Genomic DNA, 14077 nt, shown 5'->3' on the forward strand with positions numbered 1-14077 from the left:
CCTAACCGCCGCCGGACGCACCCAACGGGGGTCAGGGCGTCGGCGCGGCCGGCACCGGGTCGGCGTCCACCACGATCGGGGCGTGGTCCGAGGGGCCCTTGCCCTTGCGGGCCTCCCGGTCCACGTACGCGGCGCGGACCGCCAGGGCCAACGGCGCGGACGCGTACACCAGGTCGATCCTCATGCCCTTGTTCTGGTGGAACATCCCGGCCCGGTAGTCCCAGTACGTGTAGGGGTGCGGGCCCTTCATCGGGGTGGGCACGACGTCGTGCAACCCCAGGTCGCGCAGCGCCGCGAGGGCGGCCCGCTCGGCGGGGGTGACGTGGGTGGAGGCGGCGAACAGCGCCGGATCCCAGACGTCGGCGTCGGTCGGGGCCACGTTGAAGTCGCCGCAGACCGCCACCGGCGGCCCGCCGGCCAGCTCAGCTTCCAGCGCGTCGCGCAGCGCGGCGAACCAGGCCAGCTTGTACGCGTAGTGCGGGTCGTCGACGGCCCGCCCGTTGGGCACGTACACCGACCAGACCCGCAGCCCGGCGCAGGTGGCCGAGATGGCCCGGGCCTCCGGCTCGGGGAAGCCCGGCTCATCGGGGAAGCCGACCGTCACGTCGGCCAGGCCGACGCGGGACAGGATCGCCACCCCGTTCCACCGGCCGTCGCTGTGGCTGGCCACGGTATAGCCCAACTCGCCGACCTCGGCCACCGGGAACGCCCCGTCGGGGCACTTGGTCTCCTGAAGGCAGACGACGTCGGGGCCGGTGGCGGCCAGCCAGTCGAGCAGCCGGGGCAGGCGGGCCTTCACCGAGTTCACGTTCCAGGTCGCCAGGCGCATGCCTCCAGCCTGCCGTATTCCCGCCCCGACCGTCCGGTCAGCTCCCCGGGGTGTCGCCCGGTCGGCCCTGCTCGGCCAGGAACCGCTCCAGCTCGGCGCCCAGCTCGTCGGCGGTGGGCAGGGGACCGGCCTCCGCGGCGAGCAGGTTCTTCTCGCCCCGGCCCCGGGCGAACGCGTCGTACTGTTCCTCGAGGGCCGAGACGAGGGCGGCGGCATCCTCGGTCTGTGCGACCTGCCGGTCGATCTCGACCCGGACCACCTCGGCGGCCGAGCGCAGCCCGTCGCGGGGCAGCAGCAGCCCGGTGCTGCGGGACACCGAGGCGAGCAGCACCTCGGCGGCGGCCGGGTACTCGGACTGGGCGACGTAGTGCGGCACGTGCGCGGAGAAGCCGAGCGCGTCGCGGCCCTGCTCGCCGAGGCGGAACTCCAGCAGGTGCCCGACGCTGCCGGGGACCTGGACGCGTTGCAGCCACGGCTCGTACCCGGAGATCAGCTCGCGTCTCGTGGCGTGCGCGGTGACCCCGGTCGGCCGGGTGTGCGGCACCGCCATCGGGATCGAGTTGAGCCCCACGGTGAGCCGGACGTCGAGCCGGGCCGCCAGCCCGCCGACGGCGGCGGCGAACCGCTCCCACTGCAGGTCCGGCTCCGGGCCGGTGAGCAGCAGGAACGGCGTCTCGTCGTCGTCGTGCAGCAGGTGCACCTCCAGCGTCGGCGCGTCGTACTCCGCCCAGTGGTCCTCGACGAAGGTCATCGGCGGGCGCCGGGACCGGTAGTCGTAGAGCTGGTCGACGTCGAAGCGGGCGACCGGGCGCGCGTCGAGGGAGGTGAGCAGCTGCTCCCGGGCCAGCCGGGTGGCGCTGCCGGCGTCGACGAAGCCGGTGAGGGCCTGGATGAGGACCGGCTGCCCGAGGTCGGGCAGCTCGTCGGAGAGTTCGTACAGCTCGTGTGGGTCGAGCACCGGTGCGGACCTCCCTGGAATGTGCCAACGGGGCGCCGTGCCGTGCACGACTCCCAGTTCGGGAAACGTACCCGCCATCCTTGTGCATTCCTGCGTCGACGGTCCGACGGGAAGTTTCATGATCACAATTAGGTGAACGCCCCACTCCGGCGGCGCCGACCGGCCCGCCGAGGCCGGACGGTCTACCCGGTGTCGGCCGAACGGGGGAGCGGTCGGTCTCCCCGCTCGCAGTGGGCGTTAGCTGCCCGGCGCGGTGCGCCTCCGCCGGCCCCGGAGGTTCGTCCGGTCCGCCCGGCTCGTGCCGGTGCGGCCCGCCGGCTGCCGGGGTGCCCGGCGTGGCGGGCGGAAGTGTGACGATGGCCACTCAATGGCCCCGGGTCATCCGCATTTGTCCCGCCTAGTGTCGGCGGATGCGTGACGACGGCACCCTCGACGACCAGCAGAACCCGGGCGTGGCGGCTGGCCGTTCGGACGTTACCACCTCGTCCGAACGGCCAGCTACTTCCACCACCGCCACCGGCGACACCCGCCCCGGGCACCACCGGATTACTTCCCCTGGCGGTACGACTACCCGCTCCGCGCGGCTGCGTAACCTGCTCGCCCCCGGCCGTTCCGCGTCCGGTCCCGCCGCCCCGGGCGGCCCGTCGCGCCGGCCCGGGCGGACCGCGGTCGCCCTGGCCGCCGGCGTGACCTGCTGCCTCGGCCTTGCCGCCCTGGCCCAGGCCCGGCAGGAGACGGGGGCGGACACCGCCGCCCGGGCGGCCGTCGCCGGCGCCGACCTGGAACGGCGTGCCGCCGCCGACGCCGACGCCGCCTCCCGGTCGCTGGATCGGGTGTCGGCGACCCCGTCCGCGACCGTCAGCCCCTCCGCCGCGACCCCGTCCCCCACCACCGCCGATCCGGACACCACCCGCGCGCCCGCCCCCCGCAAGCAGCCCGCCCGCCCGGCCGACCCCGCCCCGGTCGCCGGGCTGACCAAGGCGCAGATGGCCAACGCGAAGGTGATCGTGCGGACCGGCCGGGAGATGGGGGTGCCCCGCAGAGGGCTGGTCATCGCCGTGGCGACCGCGATGCAGGAGAGCAACCTCTACAACGTGGCCAGCGGTGTGCTGCCCGAGTCGCAGAAGTACCCGCACCAGGGGGTCGGCTGGGATCACGACTCGGTCGGGCTGTTCCAGCAGCGGGCCAGCAGCGGCTGGGGCGAGGTGGGCCAGCTCATGAACCCGGCGTTCGCCACCCGACAGTTCCTCGCCGCGCTCCAGCAGATTCCCGGCTGGCGTGACCTGCCGCTGACCGTGGCGGCCCAGGCTGTGCAGATCTCCGCGTATCCGGACCTGTACGCCCAGCACGAGTGGCGGGCGACCGAGGTGGTCGACGCGCACCTGGCCGTCGTGTAGCGATCACCGGGCGGGCCGGGCACACACAGTGAGGCCCACAGTGGACGCATGGCGGTTGCACCCACGGGGTACACATGGGGGAGGCAACCTACAGGAGGACGACATGTCAGCACTGGTGCAGCGGATCAGCCGGTTCCTCCGTTCCCCGCAGGGGCAGAAGATCGTCGACCGGGGCCGCCGCGAGATGGCGAAGCCGGAGACGCAGCGCAAACTGAAGCAGTTGGCCTCCCGCCTGTCCACCCGGCGCTGAACGCCGGCGCCGTCGTACCCGCACCTCAACGACCCCCGGGAGCCTCCGTGACCGACCCCGCCCCCGTCGACGGCCAGCCCAGCACCCCCGCCCCGGAGCCGGCCGCGCCGCGTCCACCGGCGGTGATCCCCACCATCGCCCAGGACGCCCCGGAGGCGCCGCCGGCCCGGCTCTGGGACCGGATGCGGGAGGACCCGCAGTACGCCCCGGAGCACCTCGCCCTGGAGGCGGTGCGCCGGCTCGGGCCCGAGGCGGCCCAGTGGGCGGCCCGGGCGCGGGCGGAGCGGCCGGGCGTGCCGGCCGAGGAGTTGGCCGACCAGGCGGTCCGCAAGTTCGTCACCCTGGCCCGGCTCTCCGGCGCGGTCTCGGGCGCGGCCGGGCTGCCCGGCGCGGTGATCGACGTCGGGGTGCTGGCCTGGACGCAGGCCCGGATGGTGCTGCACGTGGCGGCGGCCCACGGGGTCGATCCGACCCACCCCGAGCGGGCCACCGACCTGCTGGTGCTGCAGAAGGTGCACAAGGTCGCCGGGACCGCCCGGCTGGCGCTGGGGGTGGCCGCCGGGCGGGAGCGGGCCGGGGCGCTGTTCGGCTCCGGGGGGCAGAAAGCGCTGGGCAAGGCGATGATCCGGCTGAGCGTGCGGCTGGCCCAGATGGCCGGGGTTCGGGCGGCGAAGCGGGTTTTCGCCAAGGTGATCCCGGGCGCGGCCATCGTCCTCGGCACCTGGGCCAACTCGTCGGCCACCAAGGACCTCGCCGAGCGCTCCCGGCAGCTCTACCGCAGCACGGGCATCACCGGCTCGGGCTCGCCGTGATCCTCTGACGGGAACCGGCGCGACACGCCGGGCGGGGTGCCGGTGCGGGTCAGCCGATCGGGGGCCCGGGGTTCAGTCGAAGCCGGCGGCCCGCCAGGTCGCGTCGGCCAGCCGGCCCTGCCCGGCGACGTTGGGGTGGAACCAGTCCAGCGCGTTCACCAGGTCGAGGGTGAAGCGCACCCGGTGCACCGCCCCACCGTCGTACCGGCACCGCGAACCGTGCGCCCGGCAGGCCGCCTTCAACTGCGCGTTGTAGTCGTCGATCCGGTCCCGCACCCTGGCCCGGCGGGCCACGTCGGCGGGCGCGGTCGAGGTCGCGTCGGCCAGCAGCGCCGGGCAGATCCCGTGCCGCCAGGCTCGTACCGCCCGGGAGTCCGTGTGCCCGACCTCCCACAGCCGGTACAGGTCGGGGATGCTGACCACCAGCACCCGCGCCTTCGGGCGACCCTTGCGCAGCACCCGCAGGCCCCGGTCCACCTCGCTGCGGAAGGTGGCCACCGGGGTCATCGCGTCGACGTCGTCGCGGCACACGTCGTTCGCGCCGATCAGCACCGTGACGTAGTCGGCGCGGTCGCGTACCGCCGCCTCGGCCTGCCCGGCCAGCGCCGCGGCCCGCGCGCCCGGCTTGGCGTGGTTGTACGCCTTCCCGCGCAGCTTCGGGTTCCGGTCGAGCAGCCGCTGGTAGTGGCTGTCCACCCGCAGCCCGTCCCCGGTCGACCAGGAGTTGCGCTCGCACGAGCTGAGCATCAGGCAGGAGCCGAACCCGGCGGTGATCGAGTCGCCGAGCGCGGCCATCGCGGCCGGCGTGCCGGGCGCGGGCGACCCGCCCGGCGGCCGGGGCTGGGCGCTGCCCCCGTCCTCACAGGCGAGCGCGACCAGGGCCGCCAGGCAGGCGACCGCGGCGACCCAGCGTCGAGGCATGATTCCCCAGTCCCGCGGCGGAGTGCGACAGCGCGGTAACCCTATGCGGGACACCGGGTCGGGGGGTGGCCTCCTGTCGGCTTTCCGGCAGTTTGCCCCGTCGTTGCCCAGCGAGTGGTAAAGGGCATGCGGTGCGGCTGGGTCGGTTAACCGCGCCGATCGGGGGTAGCCCGCAGGGATGACGAGATCGCAGCCCCGACGTGCCCGCGGGACGGTGGGTCACGCGTACAGCGCGCTCAACCTCCGCCTCGCGCTCGCCGGCTTCGGGCTGGTGACCATGGCGGTCTTCGCCGTGCTGGCGTTCCGGGCCGACCTGGTGTGGCTGGGCGTGGTCTGCGCGGTCTTCGCCGTGGTCGCGGTGGTCGACCTTGTCGTCATCCAGCGCCGTCGGGCCGCGCGCCGCCGGGAGCAGCCGGGCGCGCGGCACTCGCTGTTCGAGTGACAGGAGTACGAGATGCGCATCGCCACCACCAACCCCGCCACCGGCGAGGTGCTCAAGTCGTACGACCCGATGTCGACCGAGCAGCTCGACGCGGCGATCGAGCGGGCCGACCTGGCCTTTCGGGACCTGCACCGGACCACCGTCGCGCAGCGGGGGCGGTGGCTGAGCGCCGCCGCCGACCTGCTCGACGCCGAGCGCGACGACACCGCCCGGCTGATGACCACCGAGATGGGCAAGACGTACGCCGCCGCGCAGGCCGAGGTGACCAAGTGCGCGTCGGCCTGCCGGTTCTACGCCGCGCACGCCGAGCGGATGCTCGCCGACGAGCCGGCCGACGCCCACGCCGTCAACGCCACCCGCGCGTTCGTCCGGTACCAGCCGATCGGGCCGGTGCTGGCGGTGATGCCGTGGAACTTTCCGCTCTGGCAGGTCATGCGGTTCGCCGCCCCGGCGCTGATGGCCGGCAACACCGGCCTGCTCAAGCACGCCTCGAACGTGCCGCAGACCGCCCTGTACCTGGAGGACCTGTTCCGCCGGGCCGGCTTCGCGGAGGGCGCGTTCACCACCCTGCTGGTCGGCTCGGACGCGGTGGACCGGATCCTCAGCGACCCGAGGGTGCGGGCCGCCACCCTCACCGGCAGCGAGCGCGCCGGCCGGTCGATCGCCCAGATCGCCGGCCGGGAGCTGAAGAAGACCGTGCTGGAACTGGGCGGCAGCGACCCCTTCGTGGTGATGCCCTCCGCGGACCTGGACCGGGCCGCCGAGGTCGCCACCACCGCCCGCTGCCAGAACAACGGCCAGTCCTGCATCGCCGCGAAGCGGTTCATCGTGCACACCGACGTCTTCGACGCGTTCGCCGAGAGGTTCGCCGCGAACATGGCCGCGCTGCGGGTCGGCGACCCGATGGACGCCGGCACCGACGTGGGGCCGCTGGCCAGCTCCGGCGGCCGGGACGAGGTCCACGCCCAGGTGCGGGACGCCGTGGATCACGGCGCCACGGTGCTGTGCGGCGGCGAGCAGCCGGCCGGGGACGGCTGGTTCTACCCGCCGACCGTGGTCACCGACCTGACCCCGCAGATGCGGATGTGGACCGAGGAGGTGTTCGGGCCGGTCGCCGGGCTGTACCGGGTCTCCTCGTACGCCGAGGCCGTCGAGGTGGCCAACGGCACCGCCTTCGGCCTCGGCGCCAACGCCTGGACCACCGACCCGGACGAGCAGGAGCGCTTCGCCACCGACCTGGACGCCGGCAGCGTCTTCGTCAACGGGATGACCACCTCGTACCCGGAACTGCCCTTCGGCGGGGTGAAGAACTCCGGGTACGGCCGGGAGTTGTCCGCGCTGGGCATGCGCGAGTTCTGCAACACCAAGACCGTCTGGGTGGGCCGGGGCGAGGCCCCGGCCGGCGCCGGGGCGCACGCCGAGTAGCGATTGGCCGAACACCGTCATGGGTAGGAGATGCGGTCATGACGGTGTTCGGCTTCCACGCGTCCCACGAGCAGATCCACCCGGCCAAGCTGCTGGAGGCGGTGATCCACGCCGAGCGGGCGGGCTTCGACGCGGCCATGTCCTCGGACCACTTCTCCCCGTGGAGCGCCCGGCAGGGCCAGTCCGGGTTCGCCTGGTCCTGGCTCGGCGCCGCCCTCCAGGCCACGAACCTGCCCTTCGGTGTGGTCAACGCGCCCGGCCAGCGGTACCACCCGGCGATCATCGCGCAGGCGATCGGCACCCTCGGTGCGATGTACCCGGGGCGGTTCTGGGCGGCCCTGGGCACCGGCGAGGCCAGCAACGAGCACATCACCGGGGACGCCTGGCCGCGCAAGGACGTCCGCACCGCCCGGCTGCGCGAGTGCGTCGACGTGATCCGGGCGCTGCTGGCCGGCGAGGAGGTCAGCCACGACGGCCTGGTGACGGTCGACCGGGCGAGGCTGTGGACCCGGCCCGAGCAGCCGCCCGCGCTGATCGGCGCGGCGGTCAGCGTGGCCACCGCCCGCTGGTGCGCCGAGTGGGCCGACGGGCTGATCACCGTCAACGCCCCGACCGATCACCTGCGACAGATGATCGACGCCTACCGGGACGCGGGCGGCCGGGGGCCGCTGCACCTCCAGGTGCATGTGAGCTGGGCGCCCGACCAGGCCGAGGCCGAGGCCCTCGCGTACGACCAGTGGCGCAGCAACGTGTTCGCCCCGCCGATCTGCTGGGACCTGGACACGGCCGAGCACTTCGACGCGGTCTCCGCCGACGTGCCGATGGCGAAGGTCACCTCGACGGTCAACGTCTCGGCCGACCCGGGCCGGCACGTCGGCTGGCTCCAGGAGTACCTGGAGCTGGGCTTCGACCAGATCGCCCTGCACCACGTCGGGCAGGAGCAGCGGGCCTTCATCGACACCTTCGGCGCCGAGGTGCTGCCGAAACTGCGAGCGGCGTGATCCGTCCGGACGGGGTCGCGGCCTAGGCTCGTACCCCATGGAGCCACTGTTCGAGGTCGTCGTCTTCCTCGCGATCGCGACGCTCGGCGCGGCGCTGGCCCGCAGGCTCGGCCTGCTGGCGCCGATCGTGCTGGTGGTCCTCGGCCTCGTGCTCTCCTTCGTGCCCGGCTTCCCCCAGGTCCGGCTCGACCCGGACCTGGTGCTGGTGGGCATCCTGCCGCCGCTGCTGTACGTGGCGGCCCTGGAGACGTCGGTGCCGGCGTTCCGGCTCAACCTGCGGCCGATCCTGCTGCTCGCCGTCGGGCTGGTGATCTTCACGGCGTTCGCCGTCGGCCTCGTCGTGCACCTGCTGCTGCCGGCGGTGCCGTTCGCGGTCTGCCTGGCCCTCGGCGCGGTGGTGGCCCCGCCGGACGCGGTGGCCGCCACCGCGATCGCCCGGCGGATCGGGCTGCCCCGCCGGGTGGTGACCATCCTTGAGGGCGAGAGCCTGATCAACGACGCCACCGCGCTGGTGCTGCTGCGGGTCGCCACGATGGCGACGATCGGCACCTCGGTCGGGGTCGGTGACGTGGCCTGGGAGGTGGTGGCCGCCACCGGCGGCGGCATCCTGGTCGGGCTGGCCGGCGTGGTGGTCTTCGGGTTCCTGCACAAGCGGATCAGCGACGCCGTGCTGGACAACGCGCTGTCGCTGATCGTGCCGTTCGCGGTGGTCTTCGCCGCCGAGGCGATCCACGCCTCCGGGGTGGTCGCGGTGGTGGTGACCGGGCTCGGGATCGGGCACCGGATGCCGCTGCTGATGTCGGCGGCCTCCCGCCTTCAGATCGGCGCGTTCTGGCGGCTGACCCGGTTCCTGTTGGAGGGGCTGGTCTTCCTGCTCGTCGGCCTGCAACTGCGCGAGGTGGTGCGGGACCTCGACGAGCCGCTCGGCTTCCTGACCGCGATCACCGCGGCGGTGCTGGCGACGGTCATCCTGGCCCGGTTCGTCTGGATCTTCCCGGCCACGTACCTGGCCCGGCTGGTGCCCCGGGTCCGGCAGCGCGAGACGAGGCCGTCGGCGAAGTTCCCGATCGCCATCGGCTGGGCCGGGATGCGTGGCGTGGTGACCCTGGCCGCCGCGCTGGCCCTGCCGCTCACCCTCGCGCAGGACCGCCCCTACCCCCGGGAGCTGTTCATCTGGCTGGCCTTCGCCGTGATCGTGGTGACGCTGGTAGCCCAGGGCGCCACGCTGCCGGCGGTGGCCCGCCGGCTCAGGCTGCCGCCGGACGACCCGATGCAGGACGCGCTCTCCGCGGCCGGCGTCCAGCAGCAGGCCAGCCGGGCCGCCCGGGAGCGGCTCGACGCGCTGGCGGACAGCGCGCCGAAGGCGGTCGTGGACCGGCTGCGCCGAGGGCTGGAGGACCGCACCAACCTGGCCTGGGAGCGGCTGGGCGGCGCCGATCGGGAAACCCCGTCCCAGGCGTACGGTCGGCTGCGGCAGGAGATGATCGACGCGGAGCGGGAGGTGTTCCGGGCCGCCCGCGACGCCGGCCGGATTCCCGAGGAGGTGCTGGTGCGGGCCTACCGTGACCTGGACCTGGAGGAGTCGTTGCTGCGACAGGAGACCGAGTGATGAGCTGCCAGCATCTTGCCGAGGCGGGTGCCGTCGAGCCGCTGACCACGGCGGAGTGCCCCGAATGCGTTGCCGTCGGCAACGACGACTGGGTGCACCTGCGGGCCTGCCTGGCCTGCGGGCAGGTCGGCTGCTGCGACTCCTCGCCGTACCAGCACGCCACGAAGCACTTCGAGGCCACCGGGCACCCGGTGATGCGCTCGATCCAGCCGGGGGAGGCGTGGCGCTGGTGCTTCGTCGACGAGGAGATCGGCTGACGCCTCCCGCGCTCCGTGGTCGTATGACGCAACCGCTATGCAGTGGATCGACCGAAGCCGATTTATTGTCGACGCACATCGATGGAGGCGGCAGCGCCGCCGTGATCCAGAGGAGTGCGTGTGATCCGACGACACCTGCTGCGCACGGTGGGAGCCGTGGCCGCGGTGGTCCTGTCCGCGGCCGGCATGCTGGCCGCCACCGGCACCAGCGCGTCCGCCGTCCGCACCGTCTACTACGACGCCAGCCGGGCCGGCGAGTTCCGTACCAACTTCGACCAGGCCGCCCAGATCTGGAACGGCAAGGTCAGCACCGTCCGGCTGCTGCCGGCCACCCCGGGCAACATCACCATCTACGTCGACACCGGCTGGCCCCGGGCGCAGACGACCTCGCTCGGCAACGGCCGGGTGTGGATGGGCTGGCAGGCGGTGAACCAGGGGTACAACCGGACCCGGATCGCCACCCACGAGATCGGCCACATCCTCGGCCTGCCCGACAACCGCACCGGGCTCTGCACCGACCTGATGTCCGGCAGCAGCGCGCCCGTCTCCTGCGCCAACGCGAACCCCAGCGCCGCCGAGGCGTCCCGGGTCAACTCGCTGTTCGCCGGCGGCCTCGCCGCCGGGTCGACCGCCGAGAAGACGTACGTCTGGAACGGCGAGGAGGCCGACGGGGACATCTCGCCGAACGTCGTCGGCGGCGTCACCGCCTCGGAGAACTACTCCTTCCTGGTGTACAGCTCCGGCTGCACCGCCTCGCTGATCAAGGCCAACTGGGTGGTCACCGCGAAGCACTGCCCGACGCCGGCCTCGGTGCGGGTGGGCAGCACCAACCGCACCAGCGGCGGCACCGTCGCCGCGGTGAGCAGGGCGGTCAACCATCCGTCGATCGACGTCAAGCTGTTCCAGCTCGCCACCTCGGTCAGCCACGCGCCGGCCACGATCCCGACCACCTCGGGAGCGGTGGGCACCGCCACCCGGATCATCGGCTGGGGCCAGACCTGCCCGACGTCCGGCTGCGGCTCCGCGCCGACCGTGGCCCGGGAACTGGACACCTCGATCGTGGCCGACAGCCGGTGCAGCGGCATCAACGCCACGTACGAGATCTGCACCAACAACACCGGCGGCGTCGCCGGCGCCTGCTACGGCGACTCCGGCGGCCCCCAGGTCCGCAAGGTCAACGGCGTGTGGAACCTGATCGGCGCGACCAGCCGGGCAGGCAACAACAACCCCACCTGCGCCACCGGCCCGTCGATCTACGGTGACCTGCCGTCGATCCGTACCTGGATCAACACCCAGGTGGGCGGCCTCCCCGCCTAACCCCCGAACCCGCACCCACGACCGGCCCTGCCGAAGCCCCCCGGCCCCGGCTCTCCCCACGCTCCCCGCGCGCTCCCCCGCGCACATTGACGGAAAGAGTGGCCTCCCCGCCCAGGGAGGCCACTCTTTCCGTCAATTGCGGGCCCTCCACCCCCGGGGGTGGAGGTGGGGGTGGGTGGTTAGGACGCGGTGCAGGGGGAGCCGTTGAGCGTGATCAGGGTGGGGGCGGGGTTGGCGCCGCCGGCGGTGGTCGCGTTGAAGCCGAAGGTCGCGGTGGCGCCCGGTTCGATCCGGGCGTTGTACGACTCGTTCCTCGCGGTCACCGTGGCCCCGGACTGGGTCACCTTCGCCATCCACGCCTCGCGCACCTTCTGGTCGCCGGTGAAGGCGAACCGGGCGGTCCAGCCGTTCACCGCGGCGGGGCCCGTGTTGCGGAGGGTCACCTGGGCGGTGAACCCGGTGCCGCCCTGCCAGGTGCCGTAGTTGGTGTACGTCACGGCGCAGGTCGGGGCGGGGACGGCCGCCGCGTCGTCCTGGTCGGCGAGGAACGAGGCCAGCCAGGCCAGCGCCGAGTTCCAGTTGATCGCCACCTCGTTCGTCGAGTACGAGTTGATGTCGTCGATGTAGCAGAACTGCGGCTCGCAGCCGGCCAGCAGGTTCGCCGAGAACGGATCCTGGAGGGCGGCGTTCGCGCCACCGGCCAGCGAGCCGGCCGGCGGGTTCGGCAGGGTCGGGTCGAACTGGTTGCCGAACATCCGGCTGTGCTGGTTCCGCGCGGCGTGCTCGCCCCACCCGGTCACGTACGAGATGTTGAGCGCGTTGCGGCCGAACAGGTAGTCCGCCGCCTGCACCGCCCCGTCCCGGTACTTCGCGTCCCGGGTCAGGTCGAAGGCGGTGCCCAGCACGACCGCGTTGTTGGCGATGTTGCCGTTGCCGCCCCAGAAGTAGCTGGCCGCGTCGCCGGGCATCGGCAGCCCGTACGCCTGGCTGCGCAGGATCTCCAGGTAGCGGTCGGCGGCGGCGCTCACCGAGGCACGTACCCGGTCGCGGTCGGCGGTGGGCAGGCCGCTCGGCACGGTGGCCAGGTCGAGCCGGCCCAGCGCGGCCACGCCCTGCCAGCCGAAGCCCTGGTCGCCGAAGACCGCGCCGGTGTGGTGCTTCGAGGCGGTCACGTCGGTCAGGTACGCCGGCGTGCCGGTGGTCAGGTACAGCTCCGCCGCGGCCCAGTAGAACTCGTCGCTGACGTCGGTGTCGTCGTACGCGCCGCCGCCGGTGGCGTCGGCCGGGCTGGCGTACACGGCCGGGTGGGCCTTGGCCGCCGCGTACGCGGTCTTCGCGGCGGTGCCGCAGCGGGTGGCGAACGTAGCGTCGTACGGGGCGAACAGGCGGGCGCACTGGGCGGCGACGGCGGCCAGGTTGAGGGTGGCGGCCGTGGACGGCGGGTGCAGCTCGCGTGGCTGCGGGTCGGCGGCCGGGTCGAGCGGCAGGCCGGTCCAGTTCCTGTCGTGGATCTTGTGGTGGGCCATCCCGGCCAGCGGCTTGCCGGCCGGCACCTGCATGCGCAGCAGGAACTCCAGCTCCCAGCGGGCCTCGTCGAGGACGTCCGGCACGCCGTTGCCGCGCTCGGGCACCCGCAGCGAGCCGTCGGCCAGGCCTGCGCCGCCGTCGGCGGTGGCCGCCGTCTTGGTCCGCTCGAAGGCGTTCAGGAGCTGGTACGTGGCGATGCCGCCGTTGACCACGTACTTGCCGTGGTCGCCCGCGTCGTACCAGCCGCCGCGCACGTCGAGGGAGTAGTCACAGACCCCCGGCTGGCAGGGCACGCGGGTGTCGCCCTGGTTGGGGGCGACGCCGAGGTGCCCGGCGGGGCGGGCGTACTCGTCGCCGACCAGGTCGCCGTCGATGGCGATGCCGCTGCGCTGGACGTAGAAGAACTGGAGGGCGTCGGCGCGCAGCTTGTCGTAGAGCGTGCCGGAGATGTCGAACGGGTGGCTGGTCTCGCCGTCGGCGACCAGGGTGTAGCCGGTGCCCGGGGTGCGGTACGCGGAGAAGTCGACGGTCTGCACGTTCTGGCCGGACGCCTCGTCGACCCCGCGCGGGGTGCTTCGCCCGCCGGCCACCACGACGCCGGCGGCGGAGCGGAGCTGCCAGTCGAGGGGGGTGGCGGCCTCGGTGACCACGGTGGCGTTCTTGGGGCCGCCGGGCAGGTAGCCGACCTGGTTCACCCGTACCCGGGGGCCGGTGTCCGGCTCGTACGGCTCGGGCGGCTCGCCGCCGCGCAGCGAGACGTTGTCCAGGCAGACCGTCTGCTCGGCGGCGGCACCGCCGACCTGGAAGATGAGCTGCGCGCCCGGGTTGTCCTCGCCGGCGGTGAAGGTCTTGGCGAAGTGCTGGCTGCCGCTGGTGGCGGCGGCGTCCACACTGGCGTACTGCGTGTAGGGGGCGGCGCCGAGTTGGAGGACGGCCTTGACGTTCGCCCCGGGGGTGGCGGAGATGTCGAAGGTCAGCTCGTACTCGGCGCCGGCTTTCAGCGGCACGGCGTCCTGGCCGATGCCGGCGTCCCAGGGGTTGGCCAGCCCGCCGGGGACGGTGGCGCAGAGCCGGCCGTCGGTGACGCCGAGCGGGCCGGTGCCGTAGGAGAACCAGGGGGTGACGCCCGCGCCGAAGTCGCCGTTCTTCAGCTGCTCGGGGGCGTCCGGTGGGACCTCGGCGTGGGCCATGCCGGCGGTGGTGCCGACGAGGGCCAGGGTGGTCGCCACGGCGAGTGCCGCGAGGCGGCGTCGGCGGCGTCGGGATGACGTCACGGGGGTTCCTTCCGGGGGAGGGACTGCATCGGTTCCTGGGAGCGCTCCCAGTATCGCT

General features: G+C 73.6%; 13 protein-coding genes and 1 pseudogene. 10 read left to right on the forward strand and 4 right to left on the reverse strand.

Features of this window, described 5'->3' with window-relative positions:
* Positions 1–31: 31 nt before the first annotated feature.
* Together ACFYZF_RS11935 and ACFYZF_RS11940 are read right to left on the reverse strand one after the other, a co-directional pair.
* Positions 32–829, reverse strand: a complete 798-nt coding sequence (locus tag ACFYZF_RS11935; protein WP_387018825.1) for an exodeoxyribonuclease III — start codon at positions 827–829, stop codon at positions 32–34.
* A gap of 37 nt (positions 830–866) precedes the next feature.
* On the reverse strand, positions 867–1787 hold the full coding sequence (locus ACFYZF_RS11940) for a proteasome assembly chaperone family protein (protein WP_387018828.1): 921 nt from the start codon (positions 1785–1787) through the stop codon (positions 867–869).
* A 410-nt stretch (positions 1788–2197) separates the two neighbouring features.
* Here ACFYZF_RS11940 and ACFYZF_RS11945 point away from each other — a divergent pair, with 410 nt between their 5' ends.
* The 3 genes from ACFYZF_RS11945 to ACFYZF_RS11955 all read left to right on the forward strand — a co-directional run bounded on the left by ACFYZF_RS11945 (position 2198) and on the right by ACFYZF_RS11955 (position 4246).
* Positions 2198–3184: a peptidase M23 gene (locus ACFYZF_RS11945; protein WP_387018830.1), complete on the forward strand. Its 987-nt coding sequence runs from the start codon at positions 2198–2200 to the stop codon at positions 3182–3184.
* 103 nt (positions 3185–3287) lie between these two features.
* The gene (locus tag ACFYZF_RS11950; protein ID WP_201754126.1) at positions 3288–3434 is read left to right on the forward strand and encodes a hypothetical protein; all 147 of its coding nucleotides are present in this window, start codon (positions 3288–3290) and stop codon (positions 3432–3434) included.
* A gap of 47 nt (positions 3435–3481) precedes the next feature.
* Positions 3482–4246 (forward strand): EcsC family protein, encoded by a 765-nt coding sequence (locus tag ACFYZF_RS11955; protein WP_387018833.1) that lies wholly within the window; start codon positions 3482–3484, stop codon positions 4244–4246.
* Positions 4247–4318: 72 nt separating this feature from the next.
* On the opposite strand, the gene ACFYZF_RS11960 is transcribed toward ACFYZF_RS11955, so the two are convergent.
* Positions 4319–5167, reverse strand: a complete 849-nt coding sequence (locus ACFYZF_RS11960) for a GDSL-type esterase/lipase family protein (RefSeq protein ID WP_387018836.1) — start codon at positions 5165–5167, stop codon at positions 4319–4321.
* A gap of 178 nt (positions 5168–5345) precedes the next feature.
* Between ACFYZF_RS11960 and ACFYZF_RS11965 the strand changes: the two genes are divergently transcribed.
* The 7 genes and pseudogenes from ACFYZF_RS11965 to ACFYZF_RS11995 all read left to right on the forward strand — a co-directional run bounded on the left by ACFYZF_RS11965 (position 5346) and on the right by ACFYZF_RS11995 (position 11218).
* Positions 5346–5609, forward strand: coding sequence for a DUF6343 family protein (locus ACFYZF_RS11965; RefSeq protein ID WP_387018839.1), 264 nt, complete (start codon positions 5346–5348; stop codon positions 5607–5609).
* A 12-nt stretch (positions 5610–5621) separates the two neighbouring features.
* Positions 5622–7034: an NADP-dependent succinic semialdehyde dehydrogenase gene (locus tag ACFYZF_RS11970; protein WP_387018841.1), complete on the forward strand. Its 1413-nt coding sequence runs from the start codon at positions 5622–5624 to the stop codon at positions 7032–7034.
* Positions 7035–7072: 38 nt separating this feature from the next.
* On the forward strand, positions 7073–8035 hold the full coding sequence (locus ACFYZF_RS11975) for a TIGR03885 family FMN-dependent LLM class oxidoreductase (protein WP_387018844.1): 963 nt from the start codon (positions 7073–7075) through the stop codon (positions 8033–8035).
* A 37-nt stretch (positions 8036–8072) separates the two neighbouring features.
* Positions 8073–9644, forward strand: a complete 1572-nt coding sequence (locus ACFYZF_RS11980) for a Na+/H+ antiporter (RefSeq protein ID WP_387018846.1) — start codon at positions 8073–8075, stop codon at positions 9642–9644.
* Positions 9644–9901 carry a UBP-type zinc finger domain-containing protein gene (locus tag ACFYZF_RS11985; RefSeq protein ID WP_387018849.1) on the forward strand — a complete coding sequence of 86 codons (258 nt, stop codon included), beginning with the start codon at positions 9644–9646 and terminating at the stop codon, positions 9899–9901. Before ACFYZF_RS11980 ends, ACFYZF_RS11985 begins: the two co-directional genes overlap by 1 nt.
* Positions 9902–10087: 186 nt before the next feature.
* Positions 10088–10501 (forward strand): annotated as a pseudogene (locus ACFYZF_RS11990) (snapalysin family zinc-dependent metalloprotease); the annotation flags it as partial.
* Complete coding sequence (locus ACFYZF_RS11995; protein ID WP_387019311.1) at positions 10499–11218, forward strand: S1 family peptidase; 720 nt, start codon at positions 10499–10501, stop codon at positions 11216–11218. The pseudogene ACFYZF_RS11990 and the gene ACFYZF_RS11995, both read left to right, overlap by 3 nt.
* A 179-nt stretch (positions 11219–11397) precedes the next feature.
* Here ACFYZF_RS11995 and ACFYZF_RS12000 read toward each other — a convergent pair whose 3' ends face one another.
* On the reverse strand, positions 11398–14019 hold the full coding sequence (locus ACFYZF_RS12000) for a glycoside hydrolase family 9 protein (RefSeq protein WP_387018852.1): 2622 nt from the start codon (positions 14017–14019) through the stop codon (positions 11398–11400).
* Between the last annotated feature and the right edge of the window lie 58 nt (positions 14020–14077).

This window comes from Micromonospora sp. NPDC001898 (assembly GCF_042891255.1).
GTDB lineage: Bacteria > Actinomycetota > Actinomycetes > Mycobacteriales > Micromonosporaceae > Micromonospora.